The sequence below is a fragment of the Bacillus cereus genome, assembly GCF_002561295.1.
Taxonomy (GTDB): Bacteria; Bacillota; Bacilli; order Bacillales; family Bacillaceae_G; genus Bacillus_A; species Bacillus_A cereus_S.
The window spans coordinates 14305-33807 of the sequence record NZ_NTUG01000007.1 but is presented as its reverse complement, the minus strand read 5'-3'; the positions used below and the strand labels follow the sequence as shown (position 1 = coordinate 33807).

Below are 19503 nucleotides of genomic sequence, written 5' to 3'. Positions count from 1 at the left end.
TATTATACATGGCACTTTAAAGAATTTCAAGTTTTCATCTACTCTTATTCAACTTACAGTTTTTGGGTGTTATTCTTTTGTTTTTATATACTATAGAAGAAACTCGTTTTAAACTAGAAAATACTACTTTTCATAAACAAAAAAACTCAAGGGAAATTCCCTTGAGTTTTTAATAATCTATTAAAGATTACTCAGCAACGATTGTAGCAACTACGCCGTAACCTACAGTACGTCCACCTTCACGAATAGAGAACTTAGTTCCTTCTTCGATCGCGATTGGAGCGATAAGCTCGATAGTCATTTCAATGTTGTCGCCAGGCATTACCATTTCAGTACCTTCTGGTAATTGGATGATTCCAGTTACGTCAGTTGTACGGAAGTAGAACTGTGGGCGGTAGTTAGCGAAGAATGGAGTGTGACGTCCACCTTCTTCTTTAGATAATACGAAAACTTCAGCTTTGAATTTAGCGTGAGCTTTTACAGAACCGCTTTTCGCAAGAACTTGTCCACGTTGGATGTCTTCACGAGCAACCCCACGAAGTAAAGCACCGATGTTGTCTCCAGCTTGAGCTTGGTCAAGAAGTTTACGGAACATCTCTACACCAGTTACAGTTGTAGAAGCATTTTCTTCAGCAAGACCGATGATTTCTACTACGTCACCAACTTTAACGATACCGCGCTCTACGCGACCAGTAGCAACTGTACCACGACCTGTGATAGAGAATACATCCTCTACAGGCATTAAGAATGGTTTGTCAGTTTCACGTTCTGGAGTTGGGATGTAAGAATCAACTTCAGCCATTAATTCGATAATTTTTTCTTCCCACTCAGCTTCTCCTTGAAGAGCTTTAAGAGCAGAACCTTTAACTACAGGAATGTCGTCGCCTGGGAATCCGTATTCAGATAATAGGTCGCGAACTTCCATTTCTACTAATTCTAATAACTCTTCGTCGTCTACCATGTCGCATTTGTTTAAGAATACAACGATGTAAGGAACACCTACTTGACGAGAAAGAAGGATGTGCTCACGTGTTTGAGGCATTGGGCCATCAGCAGCAGATACTACTAAGATACCGCCGTCCATTTGAGCAGCACCAGTGATCATGTTTTTAACATAGTCAGCGTGACCTGGGCAGTCAACGTGTGCATAGTGACGAGTTTCAGTTTCGTACTCAACGTGTGCAGTTGAGATTGTGATTCCGCGCTCTCTTTCTTCTGGAGCAGCGTCGATTTGATCGTATCCGCGTGCTTCAGCACCACCAGCTTTTGCAAGAACTGTAGTGATCGCAGCAGTTAATGTAGTTTTACCATGGTCAACGTGGCCGATAGTACCGATGTTAACATGGGGTTTAGAACGTTCGAATTTAGCTTTAGCCATTCTAAATTCCTCCTTAGTTTATATAGGTTATTTTATATTTAGACTAGAAAGCGAGACATAAGCCTCACTTTCTAAGCTTACATAAGTAGTTATACTTGAACAATCGATAAAAATCAATTATTCACCTTTATTTTTTTTAATAATTTCTTCTGAAACAGACTTCGGTACTTCTTCATAATGATCAAATGTCATTGAGAATGTTCCGCGTCCTTGAGTGTTAGAACGTAATGACGTTGCATAACCGAACATTTCAGAAAGTGGAACCATAGCGCGAACAACTTGAGCGTTACCGCGAGCTTCCATACCTTCTACACGTCCACGACGAGATGTTACGTCACCCATAATGTCACCCATGTACTCTTCAGGAATTACAACTTCAACTTTCATCATTGGCTCAAGAATTACTGGGCTACATTTAGAAACCGCAGCTTTAAGCGCCATAGATGCAGCGATTTTGAACGCCATCTCAGAGGAGTCAACATCATGGTAAGATCCGTCAACTAATGCAGCTTTAATGTCAACTAGTGGATAACCAGCTAGTACACCATTTTTAAGTGCATCTTCAAGACCTGCTCCAACAGCTGGGATGTATTCACGAGGAACTACACCACCGACGATCTTGTTTTCGAATTCGAATCCTTTACCTTCTTCGTTAGGCTCGAACTCAATCCATACGTGACCGAATTGTCCACGACCACCAGATTGACGTGCGAACTTACCTTCAACTTTCGCTGCAGCGCGGAAAGTCTCACGGTATGCTACCTGAGGAGCACCAACGTTTGCTTCTACTTTGAATTCACGGCGCATACGATCAACGATGATATCAAGGTGAAGTTCACCCATACCAGCGATGATTGTTTGGCCAGTTTCTTGGTCAGTGTGAGCACGGAATGTTGGATCTTCTTCAGAAAGCTTAGATAGCGCTGTACCCATTTTATCTTGGTCAGCTTTAGATTTTGGTTCGATAGCTACAGAGATAACTGGCTCTGGGAATTCCATAGACTCAAGGATAACAAGAGATTTCTCGTCACAAAGAGTATCACCAGTAGTAGTATCTTTTAGACCTACAGCAGCAGCGATGTCACCAGCGTAAACTGTTGAAATCTCTTCACGGCTGTTAGCGTGCATTTGTAGGATACGACCTACACGCTCACGCTTACCTTTAGTTGAGTTTTTCACGTATGATCCAGAGTTTAACACACCAGAGTACACACGGAAGAACGTTAACTTACCAACATAAGGGTCAGTCATGATTTTGAATGCTAGAGCTGCGAAAGGCTCTTCATCGCTAGATTTACGTTCTACTTCTTCATCTGTATCCGGAAGAATACCTTTAATAGCTGGTACATCTAATGGAGATGGTAGGTAGTCGATAACTGCATCTAACAGAATTTGAACACCTTTGTTTTTGAATGCAGAACCACAGATTACTGGGAAGAATTCAACAGAAGTTGTAGCCTTACGGATACCAGCTTTAAGCTCTTCTACAGTGATTTCTTCACCTTCTAGGTACTTCATCATCATTTCTTCATCAAGCTCAGCTACCGCTTCGATAAGTTTTCCACGGTATTCTTCAGCTAACTCTTTATGCTCTTCAGGAATTTCGACACGTTGAATGTCTGTTCCTAAATCGTTACCGTACATGTAAGCACACTCTTCAACAAGGTCAATGATACCATTGAACTCATCTTCAGCACCGATTGGTAACTGAATTGGATGTGCGTTTGCTTGTAAACGATCATGGATTGTTCCTACAGAGTATAAGAAGTCCGCACCGATTTTATCCATTTTGTTAACGAATACGATACGAGGTACGCCGTAAGTAGTAGCCTGACGCCAAACAGTTTCTGTTTGTGGTTCTACACCAGATTGTGCATCAAGTACTGCTACTGCGCCATCAAGTACGCGTAAAGAACGTTCTACTTCTACTGTGAAGTCTACGTGTCCTGGAGTGTCAATGATGTTTACACGGTGACCTTTCCATTGAGCTGTAGTTGCAGCAGAAGTAATTGTGATACCACGCTCTTGCTCTTGCTCCATCCAGTCCATCTGAGATGCACCTTCGTGAGTTTCACCGATTTTATGAATACGTCCTGTGTAATACAGAATACGCTCAGTTGCTGTTGTTTTACCAGCATCGATGTGAGCCATGATACCAATATTACGAGTGTTTTCTAAAGAGAACTCTCTTGCCATTTGGTGTCTTGCTCCTTCCATATATGGATTGGATTATTTTATTTTAAGTAGCAAAAAAGCCACTTTATTTTGTTACATATGTCAGTATGTCCAGTACCCTCATTATGTAAAACGAGCGCCCATTGAAAGGGAGAGGCATTCTCCCTCTCCACACTTCCATAAGCGACAAATAAAGCGGTTTATGCTTACATTTATTTTACGTTGAATCCTACCAACGGTAATGAGCAAATGCTTTGTTAGCTTCTGCCATTTTATGAGTGTCTTCACGTTTCTTAACAGATGCACCAGCATTGTTAGCTGCATCTAAGATTTCGTTAGCAAGACGCTCTTCCATAGTTTTTTCACCACGAAGACGAGCGTAGTTTACTAACCAGCGAAGGCCTAAAGTTGTACGGCGTTCTGGACGAACCTCAACTGGAACTTGGTAGTTAGCACCACCAACACGACGAGCGCGTACTTCAAGAACAGGCATGATGTTCTTAAGAGCTTGCTCGAATACTTCCATTGGTTCTTTACCAGTACGTTCGCTAACGATATCGAACGCGTTATAAAGAATTGTTTGAGATTTACCTTTTTTACCGTCAACCATCATTTTGTTGATTAGGCGCGTTACTAGTTTCGAATTGTACATTGGATCTGGTAACACGTCACGTTTCGCAACAGGTCCTTTACGAGGCATATTGAGTTCCTCCTTTCATTTTAAATTTATTATTTTTTAGCAGGTTTTGGTCGCTTAGTACCATATTTAGAACGTCCTTGCATACGTTTGTCAACACCAGCTGTGTCAAGCGCACCACGAACGATGTGGTAACGTACCCCCGGTAAATCCTTTACACGACCACCGCGAATTAATACTACGCTATGCTCTTGTAGGTTATGACCGATACCTGGGATGTAAGCAGTAACCTCGATACCATTTGTTAAACGTACACGAGCGTATTTACGTAACGCTGAGTTTGGTTTCTTTGGAGTCATTGTACCAACACGAGTACATACACCACGTTTTTGAGGTGCAGAGATATCAGTTGATTTTTTCTTTAAAGAGTTAAAACCTTTGTTTAACGCAGGTGATTTAGATTTCCATACTTTATCAGTACGACCATTTCTCACTAATTGGTTAATAGTAGGCATTTGATTTATCCTCCCTTCGCATGTTTGTATGACCACATATCCAGGTGGTTCATTATTAGTTGAAAACAAAGTTTTTGCAAGGAAGAGCAAATGCTCCCTCCTCACAAAAACAGTTTTAACTTATTATTCCAATTGCTGAAGCTCCTACTTGAATCCCCGAAGCTTTCCCAAGCTTACGAACTGATTCAACTTTGGTTATAGGCACGTTATGTTGCACCGCAGTACGAGTGATAACATGGGTTAACCGCATGTCAGCATCTTCTGCAATAACAACTTCTTTAACTGTACCGTTTTTGATCGCTTCCAATGTTCGTTTATGACCAACGACTACATTTTCAGCATTTGATACTTTTTGATAAGACATATACATATCCTCCAAAGCATCGTTCAGGAGCAACCTTGCTTATAGTAACATTTTGACTCATACAATGTCAACTAGGATTATCTGTTTTTATACAAAATTTACGACGGAAAATTTTACTGTTCCACGTAAACTTCATCGTTTTCCACATTCATGTCATCTTGTGTTGTTTTAACAAGATCGACTTTGCGATAACGATTCATACCAGTTCCAGCAGGAACAAGTTTACCGATAATAACATTTTCTTTCAATCCTAGAAGCTCATCGCGCTTACCTTTAATTGCTGCATCTGTTAGAACGCGAGTTGTTTCTTGGAACGACGCTGCAGATAAGAATGAATCTGTTTCCAGTGAAGCTTTTGTAATACCAAGAAGTACTGGTCTTGCTGTTGCAGGTTGTTTACCTTTAAGTAACACTTTTGCATTCGCATCAGTAAACTGATGGATATCCAGTAATGTTCCTGGTAACACATCTGTTTCACCAGCATCAATCACACGAACTTTACGAAGCATTTGGCGAACCATTACCTCTACGTGTTTGTCACCAATTTCTACCCCTTGCATACGGTATACTTTTTGAACTTCGCGTAGTAAGTATTCTTGAACTGCCGTAATGTCCGTTACTTTCAGTAATTCTTTCGGATCAATAGAACCTTCTGTTAACTCTTTTCCGTGAGCAATCGGCTGTCCTGGAGCTACTTTCAGACGAGCACCATAAGGAATTGCATACGTACGAGTTTCAACCTCGCCCTGTACAACTACCTCTTGACGATCTTTAACATCGTTGATCGCCGCGATAACACCGTCGATTTCACTGATAACTGCCTGACCTTTTGGATTACGAGCTTCAAAGATCTCTTGGATACGAGGTAAACCTTGCGTAATATCGTCTCCGGCAACCCCACCTGTATGGAACGTACGCATCGTTAACTGTGTACCTGGCTCACCGATAGATTGAGCTGCGATAATACCTACCGCTTCCCCTACTTCTACGTCTGTACCAGTAGCTAAGTTGCGACCGTAACATTTCTTACATACACCGTGGCGAGTATTACACGTAAACGCTGAACGGATGTGTACTGTTTCAACACCCGAATTTTCAACAATATGAGCGATATCCTCAGTAATTAATTGGTTTTCACCAACTAATACTTCACCTGTTTCAGGATGTTTTACAGTTTTTCTTGCAAAACGTCCAACAAGACGATCATATAGTGACTCAATAACTTCATTACCCTCTTTAATCGCACCAATTAGTAGACCGCGATCTGTTCCACAATCATCTTCACGAACGATTACATCTTGCGCAACGTCTACAAGACGACGTGTTAAGTAACCAGAATCGGCAGTTTTAAGTGCTGTATCGGCAAGACCTTTACGAGCACCATGCGTAGAGATGAAGTACTCAAGTACTGTTAAACCTTCACGGAAACTTGATTTGATCGGAAGTTCAATGATACGACCAGATGGATTGGCCATCAGACCACGCATACCAGCAAGCTGAGTAAAGTTCGATGCGTTACCACGGGCACCGGAATCACTCATCATGAAGATTGGATTGCGTTTATTCAAGGATTTCATCAGTTTTCCTTGGATAACATCTTTTGCATTACTCCAAATAGAGATAACGCGATCGTAACGTTCTTCTTCCGTGATTAAACCGCGACGGAATTGTTTAATTACATTATCTACTTTTGCTTGTGCTTCATGGAGAATTTCATCTTTTTCGCCTAATACAAGAATGTCTGATACCCCAACTGTAATACCAGCTTTTGTAGAGTATTTAAATCCTAAGTTTTTCATACGGTCAAGCATACGAGATGTTTCCGTAATTTGGAAACGTTTGAACACTTCCGCAATAATATTACCAAGGATTTTCTTACTAAATGGCGCCACTTCTTCGCGACTAGCAATAATCTCTTTAATGTTCGCACCTTTTTCAACGAAATACTTCGCTGGAGTTTCTTTTTCAAGGTTTGAGTTTGTTGGTTCATTAATATAAGGGAACGACTCTGGTAAGATCTCGTTAAATATTAATTTACCAACTGTTGTTAATAGAAGCTTACCTTTTTGCTCTTCAGTAAATGTTACGTTATTTACTGAACTTGCAGCAACTGCAACACGTGTGTGCAGATGTACATATCCATTTTGATATGCAAGTATTGCTTCGTTTGCATCTTTGAAGACCATACCTTCACCGATTGCACCTTCACGCTCAAGTGTTAAGTAGTAGTTACCTAATACCATATCCTGAGATGGAGTAACAACTGGTTTTCCGTCTTTTGGATTCAAGATGTTTTGTGCCGCTAACATAAGAATACGAGCTTCTGCTTGTGCCTCTGATGATAACGGAACGTGAACCGCCATTTGGTCACCGTCAAAGTCCGCGTTGTATGCAGTACATACAAGTGGGTGAAGACGGATTGCGCGACCTTCTACTAATGTAGGTTCAAACGCCTGGATACCAAGACGGTGAAGTGTTGGCGCGCGGTTTAGAAGTACTGGATGCTCTTTGATCACAGATTCTAAAACGTCCCAAACTTCAGGTTGTACACGCTCGATTTTACGTTTAGCACTCTTAATGTTGTGTGCTAAACCTTTTTCCACTAAATCTTTCATAACGAAAGGTTTGAACAATTCAAGTGCCATCTCTTTCGGTAATCCACATTGATACATTTTTAAGTTCGGTCCTACAACGATAACGGAACGACCAGAGTAGTCAACACGTTTACCCAATAAGTTTTGACGGAAACGTCCTTGTTTACCTTTTAGCATGTGAGATAGTGATTTTAATGGGCGGTTACCTGGTCCAGTAACTGGACGGCCACGACGACCATTATCGATTAGTGCATCTACAGCTTCTTGTAACATACGTTTTTCGTTTTGAACAATAATGCTTGGTGCACCTAAGTCCAATAGACGTTTTAAACGGTTGTTACGGTTAATTACACGACGATATAAATCGTTTAAGTCAGAAGTTGCAAAACGTCCACCATCCAACTGTACCATTGGGCGTAGTTCTGGTGGAATAACTGGAAGAACATCTAAGATCATCCAAGATGGCTCATTTCCAGAGTTACGGAATGCTTCTAATACTTCCAGACGTTTAATAGCACGAGTACGACGTTGTCCTTGTGCTGTTTTTAATTCTTCTTTTAAGAAGTCTACTTCTTTATCTAAATCGATGTCTTGTAATAGCTTCTTAATCGCTTCTGCACCCATAGCAGCTTGGAACGTGCTGCCATATCGGTCACGATATGCACGGTATTCTTTTTCAGAAAGCAATTGCTTCTTATCAAGTGGTGTATCCCCACTTTCTGTTACAACATAAGAAGCGAAATAAATTACTTCTTCAAGCGCGCGAGGGGACATGTCTAAGACAAGTCCCATGCGGCTCGGGATACCTTTGAAATACCAAATATGAGATACAGGAGCAGCTAATTCGATATGACCCATACGTTCACGACGTACTTTCGCACGCGTTACTTCTACGCCACATCGATCACAAACTACACCTTTATAACGTACACGCTTATATTTTCCGCAATGACATTCCCAGTCCTTTTGTGGTCCGAAAATACGCTCACAGAACAAGCCATCTTTTTCAGGCTTTAACGTACGATAGTTAATTGTTTCTGGTTTCTTAACTTCACCGTATGACCAAGAACGAATCTTGTCAGGTGAAGCAAGTCCAATCTTCATATATTCAAAGTTATTTACATCTATCAAGGGGCCTACCTCCCTTTTAGTCTACAGGTTATCCCAATTATTCCTTAGTTGTCTCAACTTCGACATTCAATTTATCTGCTGATTGATGATCATCATCATCTTCCGTATCACGCATTTCAATTTCTGTATCGTCGCTAGACATCATTTTAACGTCCATACCTAAACTTTGCAGTTCTTTAATCAATACTTTGAATGATTCAGGAACGCCTGGTTCTGGAACATTTTCGCCTTTAACAATTGCTTCATACGTCTTAACACGTCCAACAACATCATCAGACTTCACTGTTAAGATTTCTTGAAGAGTATAAGCAGCACCGTAAGCTTCAAGTGCCCAAACCTCCATCTCACCGAAACGCTGTCCACCGAACTGAGCTTTACCTCCAAGAGGCTGCTGCGTTACAAGTGAGTATGGTCCAGTAGAACGAGCATGAAGTTTATCGTCAACCATGTGCGCAAGTTTGATCATATACATGACACCAACAGATACACGGTTGTCGAATGGCTCACCAGTACGTCCATCATATAGGATCGTTTTCGCGTCATTCGCCATACCAGCTTCCTCGATTGTGCCCCATACATCTTCCTCGCGAGCACCATCGAATACTGGTGTTGCAACGTGTATGCCAAGGTATCTTGCTGCCATACCAAGATGAAGCTCTAATACCTGACCGATATTCATACGAGATGGTACCCCTAATGGGTTTAACATGATATCGATTGGCGTACCGTCTGGTAAGTAAGGCATATCCTCTTCCGGTAAAATACGGGAGATAACACCCTTGTTACCGTGACGACCGGCCATCTTGTCACCTTCAGAAATTTTACGCTTTTGAACGATATATGCACGTACAAGTTGATTTACACCTGGTGGCAACTCATCGCCATCTTCACGGTTAAATACTTTTACGTCTAAGATAATACCGCCACCACCGTGTGGTACACGTAGTGATGTATCACGTACTTCACGTGCTTTTTCTCCAAAGATAGCGTGTAATAGACGTTCTTCAGCTGTTAATTCTGTAACACCTTTAGGTGTTACTTTACCAACAAGTAAGTCTCCATCTTTTACTTCAGCACCAACGCGAATGATACCGCGCTCGTCAAGGTTGCGCAATGCATCTTCCCCAACGTTTGGAATGTCACGTGTAATTTCTTCTGGTCCAAGCTTCGTATCACGAGCTTCTGACTCATATTCTTCAATATGAATAGAAGTGTACACATCATCTTTTACAAGGCGCTCACTCATGATGATCGCATCCTCGTAGTTATAACCGTCCCATGTCATGAAGCCAACAAGCACGTTACGTCCAAGTGCTAGTTCACCTAATTCCATAGAAGGACCATCCGCAAGGATTTCACCTTTTACAACTTGATCTCCAACACTTACGATTGGACGTTGGTTGTAACAAGTTCCTTGGTTAGAACGAATGAATTTCAACATTTTGTAGCGATCTAAGTCGCCTTTTACTGTTTGACCGTCAACTTCTACATAGCGACGTACCCAAACTTCACGTGCTTCTACGCGCTCAACAACACCAGGATGTTTACAGATTACTGCAGCACCTGAGTCTTTTGCTGATACGTACTCCATACCTGTACCTACAATCGGAGATTCCGGATTCATTAACGGAACCGCCTGACGTTGCATGTTCGCTCCCATAAGTGCGCGGTTAGAGTCATCGTTTTCTAAGAACGGAATACAAGCTGTCGCTGCCGACACTACTTGTTTTGGAGATACATCCATGTAGTCGATGCGTTCTCTATTTGTGACAATGTTTTCACCACGGAAACGAGCTACGATATCTTCACTAAGGAATTCTCCTTCATCAGATAATTTCATATTCGCTTGGGCTACAACATAGTTATCTTCTTCGTCTGCTGTTAGGTAATCAACATGCCCTGTTACTCGACCAGTTTCTGGATCAACACGACGGTATGGTGTTTCAATGAAACCAAACTCATTTACTTTCGCGAACGAAGATAACGAGTTAATCAAACCGATGTTTGGTCCCTCTGGCGTTTCAATCGGACACATACGACCGTAGTGAGAGTAGTGAACGTCACGCACTTCAAAGCCTGCGCGCTCACGCGTTAAACCACCAGGTCCTAATGCAGAAAGTCTTCGTTTGTGAGTTAACTCTGCTAATGGGTTTGTTTGGTCCATGAACTGAGATAACTGAGAACTTCCGAAGAATTCTTTAATAGATGCAATAACTGGGCGAATGTTAATTAACGCTTGCGGCGTAATTGCATTTGTATCTTGAATCGACATTCTCTCACGAACAACACGTTCCATACGAGAAAGACCGATACGGAATTGGTTTTGTAATAACTCTCCTACAGAGCGCAGACGACGATTTCCTAAATGGTCAATATCATCTGTATCTCCTACTTTGTATAGTAAGTTAAAGAAGTAGCTAATAGAAGCAAGGATATCACCTGGTGTGATGTGTTTCACATCACGAGTGATGTTTGCATTCCCAATTACATTGATAGAACGTTCACCGTCTGACTCTGGAGCATAAATCTTAATAGATTGCAGCTCAACATCGCCTTCTACCACTCCACCCATTGGTTTCGCTGTCTTGAATCCAATGTTTTTCTCTAAGTAAGGTAAAATGCGATCTAGTGTACGACGGTCTAAGACTGTTCCTTCTGCCGCTAAAATCTCTCCAGTTTCTGGATCTACTAATGTTTCAGCTAAGCGTTGGTTAAACAATCTGTTTTTAATGTGTAGTTTTTTGTTGATCTTATAGCGACCTACATTTGCTAAATCGTAGCGCTTTGGATCAAAGAAGCGAGAAACAAGCAAGCTTTTCGCATTTTCTACTGTCGGTGGTTCACCTGGGCGTAGACGCTCATAAATTTCAAGCAATGCTTTTTCTGTGCTATCTGTGTTGTCTTTTTCTAGCGTATTGCTTAAGTATTCGTTATCACCTAAAAGCTCGGTGATTTCTTGATCAGAGCCAAACCCTAATGCGCGTAACAAAACAGTTACAGGAAGTTTACGTGTACGGTCAATACGTACATATACAACATCCTTAGCATCTGTTTCATACTCTAACCAAGCTCCGCGGTTTGGAATTACAGTAGCAGTAAAACCACGCTTTCCGTTTTTATCCACTTTGCCACTATAGTATACGCTTGGAGAGCGGACTAACTGGGAAACGATAACACGTTCTGCACCGTTAATTACGAATGTTCCTGTCTCTGTCATGAGTGGGAAATCTCCCATGAACACATCCTGTTCTTTTACTTCACCAGTTTCCTTATTGATTAGACGAACTTTCACACGAAGTGGTGCTGCATACGTCACATCACGCTCTTTACATTCTTCCACAGAGTATTTAGGTTCACCTAAGCTGTAGTCGATAAATTCAAGCGATAGATTTCCCGTAAAGTCTTCAATCGGAGAAATGTCTTGGAACATTTCTCGCAAACCCTCATCAAGAAACCACTGATAAGAAGAGGTTTGAATTTCGATAAGATTTGGTAACTCTAATACTTCACTAATACGGGCATAACTTCTTCGTTGGCGGTGGCGTCCGTATTGAACTAGTTGACCTGTCAACTGCTTCACCCCTCAAATCATGAGTATTATAAATGCACAAAAAAAATTGTGCAAAATCACAAATAAATATAGCTAACGCCATTAGCGTAGCTTTTCCTCTCAAAGATAGATACGTTGAGTCTTTCTACCTGCTCAAAAAAGAAAAATGGCTTCTATAAGAAAACCATCATTCTGTTTCATAATCTGCTGATTTTACTATCTTTTCCAAGAGAAACAAAAATATACATCTTTCTCAACGCAGAAAATCATATATTGGCATTGTATAATGTTAACATAGCCAAAAATAACCGTCAACGTTTTTTTGATTTTATGATATAATATCCTTTTTTCTTTTCTACAACCTCAACTTCAGAAAATGATTCTTCTAGTTTTTTAAGCGCAGATGGTGCACCTTGTTTCTTTTGAATAACAATCCAAAGTTCTCCATCCGGCACTAGATGATCTACAGCCTTTTCTAAAATCTCATGCACAATATGCTTACCCGCACGAATTGGAGGATTAGATAGAATAGCAGCATACTTGCCGTCTACATTTTCATAAACGCTACTTTGAAAAATACGGACGTTATCGATTTTGTTATTAGCAGCATTTTCTTTTGCAAGCTCAAGTGCCCTTTCGTTCACATCCACCATGTGAACACTACGCTCTTGAAACTCTTTCGCTAACGACAAACCGATTGGACCGTATCCACATCCCACGTCTAATACGTCACCTTTAATATCCGGCATTTGAAACGCTTCAATTAAAAGACGAGAACCAAAGTCCACCTCGTTTTTCGAAAACACCCCATGATCAGATAAAAAAGCAAATTGAGATCCTCGCAATGTATATTCCCATCGTTTACGATCACTTTTACTCGAAGGGTCATTAGAAAAATAATGGTCTGCCATATGGCCACCTCTTTTCTTTACAGTTAAAAAAAAAGCCCGCATAAGAGCGAGCTTTTTTATAGTTTCAAAAGTTAATTACTTAACTTCTACAGCAGCGCCAACTTCTTCAAGTTTAGCTTTGATTTCTTCAGCTTCTTCTTTAGAAGCGCCTTCTTTAACTGCTTTTGGAGTGTTGTCAACTACTTCTTTAGCTTCTTTTAAGCCAAGACCAGTGATTTCACGAACAACTTTGATAACTTTGATTTTTTGTGCGCCTGCGCTAGCAAGTACAACATCAAATTCAGTTTGCTCAGCAGCAGCTTCACCAGCGCCACCAGCTACAGCTACAGGAGCAGCAGCAGTTACGCCGAATTCTTCCTCGATAGCTTTTACTAAGTCGTTAAGTTCTAATACAGTCATAGATTTAACTGCTTCAATGATTTGTTCTTTAGTCATTGTAAATATCCTCCCTTAAATAGGTTTGTATTGTTTTATCGATAACACGTAATTATCTTTTAAAAAATTAAGCGCCTTGCTCTTCCTTTTGATCTGCAACTGCTTTAGTAGCAAGTGCAAGGTTACGGATTGGAGCTTGAAGAACGCTAAGAAGCATAGAAAGTAAGCCTTCACGTGATGGAAGAGTAGCGATAGCTTTAACCTCATCAAGTGTTACAAGTTTACCTTCGATTACGCCCGCTTTAATTTCTAAAGCTTCATGATTTTTAGCGAAGTCGTTTAATACTTTCGCAGGAGCAACTACATCCTCGTTACTGAACGCGATTGCGTTTGGTCCTGTTAAGAATTCGTTTAACTCAGCCATTTCAACAGATTCTGCAGCACGACGAGTTAAAGAGTTTTTGTAAACTTTGAACTCAACGCCAGCTTCACGTAAGTTTTTACGTAATTCAGTTGCTTCAGATACTGTTAAACCACGGTAGTCAACAACGATTGTAGATTTACTTTCGCGAAGTTTATCAGCGATTTCAGTTACAACTTGTTGTTTAGTTTCGATTGCTTTGCTCATGTTATTACACCTCCTGTAGATTATATAGAAGATGTACCGAAAGTGCACTAAAAACCTCCATGCCCAGTTGTAGACATGGAGGCATATAGTCACAGAAAAAAATTCCGCTTCGTATATTAACACCTAGGTAGGAAATTAAGCCAAATTGACACCTACTGTCTACGGTACACTATTTAAATTCACAACATAAATGATTATATTAAAACTTCTTTATGAAGTCAACTTCCAATTTTTACGCGATTGTAGAAACGTCTACACGTACGCCAGGTCCCATTGTAGAAGCAACAGTTGCATTCTTCATGTAAGTACCTTTTGCAGCAGCTGGTTTAACTTTTAATAGCGTATCAGCGATTGTTTTGAAGTTTTCTACTAGTTTAGCATCTTCGAAAGATACTTTACCGATTGGAACGTGGATGTTACCAGCTTTATCAACGCGGTATTCAACTTTACCAGCTTTGATTTCGTTAACAGCTTTTGTTACATCGAAAGTAACTGTTCCAGTTTTAGGGTTTGGCATTAAACCTTTAGGTCCTAATACACGACCAAGTTTACCAACTTCACCCATCATGTCTGGAGTTGCTACTACTACATCGAAATCGAACCAACCTTGTTGGATTTTACCGATGTAATCAGTATCGCCTACGAAGTCAGCGCCAGCAGCTTCAGCTTCTTTCGCTTTTTCGCCTTTAGCGAATACTAATACACGTTGTACTTTACCAGTACCATGTGGAAGAACAACTGCACCACGAATTTGTTGGTCAGCTTTCTTAGGGTCAACACCTAAACGGAATGCAGCTTCTACAGTTGCATCAAATTTAGCTGTGTTTGTTTTCTTTACTAATTCTACTGCTTCTGTTGCAGAGTAAGCAGTTGCACGATCAACAAGCTTTGCAGCTTCTACGTACTTTTTACCTCTTTTAGCCATGTTTATTTCCTCCTTGAATGTGGTTTTAGCGGAATAACCTCCCACGTTTACGCCTTCTTTTCGGGAATCCCCTGAGGATGTGCGCCCATCCATTTATTTAAAAACGATACTCATTTACGATAATAAAGGTTGCGAATTGGAATTCCAGACCCGCAACCTTTTTACAAAAAACAAATCGAATTAGTCTTCGATAACGATACCCATACTGCGCGCAGTACCCTCAACCATACGCATTGCAGCTTCTACGCTAGCAGCGTTTAGGTCAGGCATTTTTGTTTCAGCGATTTCGCGTACTTTATCACGCTTAACAGTTGCCACTTTATTACGGTTTGGTTCACCAGAACCAGACTCAATACCAGCTACTTTCTTAAGAAGAACAGCAGCAGGAGGAGTTTTAGTAATGAAAGTGAATGAACGGTCTTCGAATACCGTAATTTCAACAGGAATGATAAGTCCAGCTTGATCTGCTGTACGAGCGTTGAACTCTTTACAGAAGCCCATGATGTTAACACCCGCTTGTCCTAATGCTGGACCAACTGGTGGAGCTGGGTTAGCTTTACCTGCAGGAATTTGAAGTTTTACCATTTTAATTACCTTTTTAGCCACGAGACACACCTCCTTAAGTCCGTGATGTGGTCAATTGGGCAGTGATTTGCCCTCCCACTTCATATTTTATCTGTAACGATAAAATCTTTTTCAAAAAACGTCTCCGTTGCCGAAGACGTACTGACTTAAAAGATATTATCACTTTTTACAATTCATTTCAAGTTTCATTTTATAATTTTTCAATTTGATGGAAATCTAGCTCGACTGGTGTTTCACGACCAAACATATCTACAAGCACTCTTACCTTTTGTTTTTCCATATCAATCTCTTCGATTGCGCCTGTATAATTCGCGAATGGCCCTTCATTTACACGTACTGTTTCATGAAGTTCAAAGTCAAAATCAACCACTTCATTGTCCATTCCCATATGCTTCATAATGGTAACAACTTCCTCCTCTAATAAAGGAGATGGTTTTGAACCTGATCCAGAAGATCCAACAAAACCTGTTACACCCGGCGTATTACGAACAACATACCAAGAATCATCAGTCATAATTAGTTCAACTAACACATAACCTGGGAATACTTTTCTTTTTGTTAATTTTTCTTTTCCGTTTTTCATTTCTACTTCTACTTCTTCCGGAACAACAACACGGAAAATTTTATCTTGCATTCCCATTGATTCTACACGTTTCTCTAGGTTTGCTTTTACTTTATTTTCATATCCAGAATAAGTATGGACAACATACCAACTTTTTTCCATTCATTTAGGACGAGCGTCCTTCCCTCCCTGACGTACATTTTTTTGTGCAAATGAAAAAACCCGTTCATCGGGCTTTTACACAGTTCGTATAAATAACATTATATCATGGATAAGTGCTTCTTATTCAAGAATTAACCAAGAATTAACCGAATTAAAGAAGAAATACCCATGTCAACTACTGCAAAGAAAATTGCAAAAAACACAACTGTCGCAATAACGGTAGCTGTCGAACGGAGTAACTCATCTTTCTTAGGCCAACTTACTTTTTTCATTTCGCGACCTACATCGCCGAAAAAGTTCGTCAAACGCATTTACGGGACCTCCAATGTATTGTTTCAATTATTTATTTTGTTTCCTTATGAACTGTATGCATATTGCATGTTTTACAAAACTTCTTTATCTCAAGTCGCTCTACTGAGCTCGTATCTTTCATTGTGGAGTAGTTTCGATTCTTACACTCTTCACATGAGAGTACAACTTTTTTTCTCATTAGTTACACCAACCTTGTAACATTATGTCCCTAAAAATGTATCATACAATAAAAGACAATGTCAATGACATGCCATTGTCACCTTACAAAAAAGAAAGCAGGAGAATTATTCTGCTCCCGCAACATATACTATGAATTTAAAGTTGTATTTTCTCTCATTTCCATATATCGTTCAAGCTTTCTTTTCACACGTTGCAGAGCATTATCAATAGATTTCACATGCCTATTTAACTGCTCTGAAATCTCTTGATAAGAACGCCCATCCAAGTATAAAGAAAGAACTTTCCTTTCTAAATCGCTTAATAATTCAGATATTTTTAGTTCTATGTCGGTATATTCCTCTTGACTAATAATCATTTCTTCCGGATCAGTCACTTTTGTTTCTGAAATAACATCTAATAGCGTACGATCAGATTCCTCATCGTAAATCGGTTTATCTAAAGAAACATACGAATTTAAAGGAATGTGTTTTTGTCTCGTTGCTGTCTTAATAGCAGTAATAATTTGACGAGTAATACATAATTCAGCAAATGCTTTAAAAGAAGATAGCTTGTCCTCTTTATAATCACGAATGGCTTTAAATAATCCAATCATACCTTCTTGAACAATATCTTCCCGATCGGCACCTACTAAAAAATACGATCTTGATTTTGCGCGAACAAAGTTCTTGTACTTGTGAATTAAATATTCAAGAGCATCAATATTACCTTTTCGAACTAACTCAACTATTGCCTCATCCTCTAAATCGCGAAACGTAACGTTGTTGGTACTTACGAAGCCTGTTTCCACTCTAATCCCTCCGACCGCTATTTATTTAGAAATATTATACAGTAAGGGCTTGAAGAGCGTCAATGCTTCAACGCTCTCCTCGCCTTAATTTTTCTAATTTTTCTGTAATATCCTTACTAAATATCGTTCGCATAGCTGGCTGTTTCTCTTTTACCTCTTGCGTTTGATGGCGCACTTGTTGTTCCATTGCCTGTACCTCTATTTCTAGTTCACGGGCTGACTTTCTAAGCGCTCCTTGTGCAAAAATGACCCACTGCTCCGTATAATCAGAAGTCGCAACATAAATTTGCGTATTAATGTTGCGAAGCTCAATCGCAAGTTGCTCAATTTTTTCATCAGCGGTTTGATTTTTCCTTGTGAAAATAACTTCAACACGCAATTGCTTCATTTTCTTTTCAATACCTTGAACTGTATAAGCATCAAATACAATCATTACTCTTGTTCCTGTGTAACCTTGATAGTCCGCCATCTTATCAATTAACGCGTCCCTTGATGCCTGTAAGTCTACATCCCTTAATTTCTTTAAGTCTCCCCAAGCCCCAATAATGTTGTAACCATCAACAATTAAAATATCATTCATTTTCACTCACCAATTTGGTGACGTTTACGATATACCTCATACATTAACAGACTTGCAGCTACTGAAGCATTTAAGGATGTAACTTTACCAACCATCGGTAAGTTGATTAAGAAATCACATTTTTCACCAATAATACGGCTCATACCTTTTCCTTCACTACCAATTACTAATCCAATTGGCATATTACCATCTAAATTACGATAATCTGTTTTCCCTCTTGCATCTGTACCCGCAATCCAAAGACCGCGCTCTTTTAAATCATCAATTGTTCGAGATAAGTTTGTCACACGAGCAACAGGAATATATTCAATTGCTCCTGTTGAAGCTTTTGCAACTGCTGCCGTAAGCCCAACCGCTCTTCTTTTCGGAATAATAATCCCATGCGCTCCTGTTGCATCTGCCGTACGCATAATAGAACCTAAGTTATGCGGGTCTTCGATTTCATCTAAAATTAAGAAGAACGGATCTTCATTACGTTTAGCAGCTGCTTCAAATAAATCCTCTAATTCTGCATATTGATAGGCTGCCACCTGTGCAATAACCCCTTGATGATTCCCTTCAACGAGTTGGTCTAACTTTTTCTTTGGTGCATGTTGTAAAATAATTTTATTTTCCTTTGCTAATGCTAGTACAATTTGCACTTGCCCTTTAGCTGCACCTTCCGCAATCCAAATTTTATTAATATCTCTTCCTGACCGCAACGCTTCAATAACAGGGTTACGTCCGATAATGTATTCACTACTCATATTGATGTGCCCCCTTCCTTCACTTCTAAAACATCAATTGCTTTATATACAAGCTCTTCTAATCTTTCACTATTGTTCAATAAGTAATGGTATCCAAGCAACGCTTCAAAAGCAGTGCTATAGCGATATGTTTGCACATCCGTATTTTTCGGTACAGAACCTGAATTTGCATTACGTCCTCTTCTTAAGACCGCTTCTTCTTCCTCTGTCAAAAATGCCGTTTCTAGTAAATGATAAACAACTTTCGCTTGTGCTTTCGCCGAAACAAAGCTTGTCCCTAAACGATGTAATTGGTTAGGACGTACCGTTCCTTTTTGAAGGAGGTGATAGCGGATATATTGTTCATATACCGCATCACCCATATATGCTAACGCTAAGCTGTTTAATTGCTTTGCATCAATCATGC

19 protein-coding genes and 1 other annotated feature are annotated in these 19503 nt (G+C 40.1%); all 19 genes read right to left on the bottom strand.

The genetic code is table 11. The features are described from left to right. Positions 1-187: 187 nt before the first annotated feature. Positions 188-1378, bottom strand: a complete 1191-nt coding sequence (gene tuf / locus CN373_RS06540; protein ID WP_001029618.1) for an elongation factor Tu — start codon at positions 1376-1378, stop codon at positions 188-190. Between the two features lie 117 nt (positions 1379-1495). Further along, positions 1496-3574 carry an elongation factor G gene (fusA, locus tag CN373_RS06535; protein ID WP_000090360.1) on the bottom strand — a complete coding sequence of 693 codons (2079 nt, stop codon included), beginning with the start codon at positions 3572-3574 and terminating at the stop codon, positions 1496-1498. Positions 3575-3782: 208 nt separating this feature from the next. After that, a complete protein-coding gene (gene rpsG, locus CN373_RS06530; protein WP_001137493.1) occupies positions 3783-4253 on the bottom strand; it encodes a 30S ribosomal protein S7 in 471 nt (156 codons plus the stop codon). 29 nt (positions 4254-4282) lie between these two features. Beyond that, positions 4283-4705, bottom strand: a complete 423-nt coding sequence (gene rpsL / locus CN373_RS06525; RefSeq protein WP_001142341.1) for a 30S ribosomal protein S12 — start codon at positions 4703-4705, stop codon at positions 4283-4285. Between the two features lie 115 nt (positions 4706-4820). Beyond that, positions 4821-5069 carry a ribosomal L7Ae/L30e/S12e/Gadd45 family protein gene (locus CN373_RS06520; RefSeq protein ID WP_000121834.1) on the bottom strand — a complete coding sequence of 83 codons (249 nt, stop codon included), beginning with the start codon at positions 5067-5069 and terminating at the stop codon, positions 4821-4823. Positions 5070-5182: 113 nt separating this feature from the next. Beyond that, positions 5183-8794, bottom strand: coding sequence for a DNA-directed RNA polymerase subunit beta' (rpoC, locus tag CN373_RS06515; RefSeq protein ID WP_000567934.1), 3612 nt, complete (start codon positions 8792-8794; stop codon positions 5183-5185). Positions 8795-8831: 37 nt separating this feature from the next. Then, on the bottom strand, positions 8832-12365 hold the full coding sequence (rpoB, locus tag CN373_RS06510) for a DNA-directed RNA polymerase subunit beta (protein ID WP_000147561.1): 3534 nt from the start codon (positions 12363-12365) through the stop codon (positions 8832-8834). Between the two features lie 290 nt (positions 12366-12655). Continuing rightward, positions 12656-13255: a class I SAM-dependent methyltransferase gene (locus CN373_RS06505; RefSeq protein ID WP_000763290.1), complete on the bottom strand. Its 600-nt coding sequence runs from the start codon at positions 13253-13255 to the stop codon at positions 12656-12658. A 75-nt stretch (positions 13256-13330) separates the two neighbouring features. After that, the gene (rplL, locus tag CN373_RS06500; protein ID WP_000159738.1) at positions 13331-13690 is read right to left on the bottom strand and encodes a 50S ribosomal protein L7/L12; all 360 of its coding nucleotides are present in this window, start codon (positions 13688-13690) and stop codon (positions 13331-13333) included. Positions 13691-13757: 67 nt separating this feature from the next. Then, positions 13758-14258: a 50S ribosomal protein L10 gene (rplJ, locus tag CN373_RS06495; protein WP_000030104.1), complete on the bottom strand. Its 501-nt coding sequence runs from the start codon at positions 14256-14258 to the stop codon at positions 13758-13760. 39 nt (positions 14259-14297) lie between these two features. After that, positions 14298-14441: a sequence feature (ribosomal protein L10 leader region), on the bottom strand. 49 nt (positions 14442-14490) lie between these two features. Next, positions 14491-15183, bottom strand: coding sequence for a 50S ribosomal protein L1 (gene rplA / locus CN373_RS06490; protein WP_002055489.1), 693 nt, complete (start codon positions 15181-15183; stop codon positions 14491-14493). A 180-nt stretch (positions 15184-15363) separates the two neighbouring features. Further along, on the bottom strand, positions 15364-15789 hold the full coding sequence (gene rplK / locus CN373_RS06485; protein WP_001085872.1) for a 50S ribosomal protein L11: 426 nt from the start codon (positions 15787-15789) through the stop codon (positions 15364-15366). Positions 15790-15958: 169 nt separating this feature from the next. After that, positions 15959-16492, bottom strand: a complete 534-nt coding sequence (gene nusG, locus CN373_RS06480) for a transcription termination/antitermination protein NusG (RefSeq protein ID WP_000415795.1) — start codon at positions 16490-16492, stop codon at positions 15959-15961. 131 nt (positions 16493-16623) lie between these two features. Then, positions 16624-16803: a preprotein translocase subunit SecE gene (gene secE / locus CN373_RS06475; protein WP_001241321.1), complete on the bottom strand. Its 180-nt coding sequence runs from the start codon at positions 16801-16803 to the stop codon at positions 16624-16626. A 32-nt stretch (positions 16804-16835) separates the two neighbouring features. After that, complete coding sequence (gene rpmG, locus CN373_RS06470) at positions 16836-16982, bottom strand: 50S ribosomal protein L33 (RefSeq protein ID WP_002055487.1); 147 nt, start codon at positions 16980-16982, stop codon at positions 16836-16838. A 129-nt stretch (positions 16983-17111) separates the two neighbouring features. Then, on the bottom strand, positions 17112-17771 hold the full coding sequence (locus CN373_RS06465; protein WP_000447418.1) for an RNA polymerase sporulation sigma factor SigH: 660 nt from the start codon (positions 17769-17771) through the stop codon (positions 17112-17114). A gap of 67 nt (positions 17772-17838) precedes the next feature. After that, a complete protein-coding gene (locus CN373_RS06460; protein ID WP_000997875.1) occupies positions 17839-18351 on the bottom strand; it encodes an NYN domain-containing protein in 513 nt (170 codons plus the stop codon). Positions 18352-18353: 2 nt separating this feature from the next. Then, a complete protein-coding gene (rlmB, locus tag CN373_RS06455; RefSeq protein WP_000093758.1) occupies positions 18354-19097 on the bottom strand; it encodes a 23S rRNA (guanosine(2251)-2'-O)-methyltransferase RlmB in 744 nt (247 codons plus the stop codon). Next, positions 19094-19501 carry a Mini-ribonuclease 3 gene (locus CN373_RS06450; RefSeq protein ID WP_000564268.1) on the bottom strand — a complete coding sequence of 136 codons (408 nt, stop codon included), beginning with the start codon at positions 19499-19501 and terminating at the stop codon, positions 19094-19096. The genes rlmB and CN373_RS06450 overlap by 4 nt, the downstream gene beginning before the upstream one ends. Positions 19502-19503 lie beyond the last annotated feature (2 nt).

Bases quoted from the DNA above. Each gene is read 5' to 3' on its own strand.
- tuf (WP_001029618.1), bottom strand. From the start codon at position 1,378: ATGGCTAAAGCTAAATTCGAACGTTCTAAACCCCATGTTAACATCGGT.
- fusA (WP_000090360.1), bottom strand. From the start codon at position 3,574: ATGGCAAGAGAGTTCTCTTTAGAAAACACTCGTAATATTGGTATCATG.
- rpsG (WP_001137493.1), bottom strand. From the start codon at position 4,253: ATGCCTCGTAAAGGACCTGTTGCGAAACGTGACGTGTTACCAGATCCA.
- rpsL (WP_001142341.1), bottom strand. From the start codon at position 4,705: ATGCCTACTATTAACCAATTAGTGAGAAATGGTCGTACTGATAAAGTA.
- CN373_RS06520 (WP_000121834.1), bottom strand. From the start codon at position 5,069: ATGTCTTATCAAAAAGTATCAAATGCTGAAAATGTAGTCGTTGGTCAT.
- CN373_RS06505 (WP_000763290.1), bottom strand. From the start codon at position 13,255: ATGGCAGACCATTATTTTTCTAATGACCCTTCGAGTAAAAGTGATCGT.
- rplL (WP_000159738.1), bottom strand. From the start codon at position 13,690: ATGACTAAAGAACAAATCATTGAAGCAGTTAAATCTATGACTGTATTA.
- rplJ (WP_000030104.1), bottom strand. From the start codon at position 14,258: ATGAGCAAAGCAATCGAAACTAAACAACAAGTTGTAACTGAAATCGCT.
- rplA (WP_002055489.1), bottom strand. From the start codon at position 15,183: ATGGCTAAAAGAGGTAAAAAGTACGTAGAAGCTGCAAAGCTTGTTGAT.
- nusG (WP_000415795.1), bottom strand. From the start codon at position 16,492: ATGGAAAAAAGTTGGTATGTTGTCCATACTTATTCTGGATATGAAAAT.
- secE (WP_001241321.1), bottom strand. From the start codon at position 16,803: ATGCGTTTGACGAACTTTTTCGGCGATGTAGGTCGCGAAATGAAAAAA.
- rpmG (WP_002055487.1), bottom strand. From the start codon at position 16,982: ATGAGAAAAAAAGTTGTACTCTCATGTGAAGAGTGTAAGAATCGAAAC.
- CN373_RS06460 (WP_000997875.1), bottom strand. From the start codon at position 18,351: ATGAATGATATTTTAATTGTTGATGGTTACAACATTATTGGGGCTTGG.
- rlmB (WP_000093758.1), bottom strand. From the start codon at position 19,097: ATGAGTAGTGAATACATTATCGGACGTAACCCTGTTATTGAAGCGTTG.
- CN373_RS06450 (WP_000564268.1), bottom strand. From the start codon at position 19,501: ATGATTGATGCAAAGCAATTAAACAGCTTAGCGTTAGCATATATGGGT.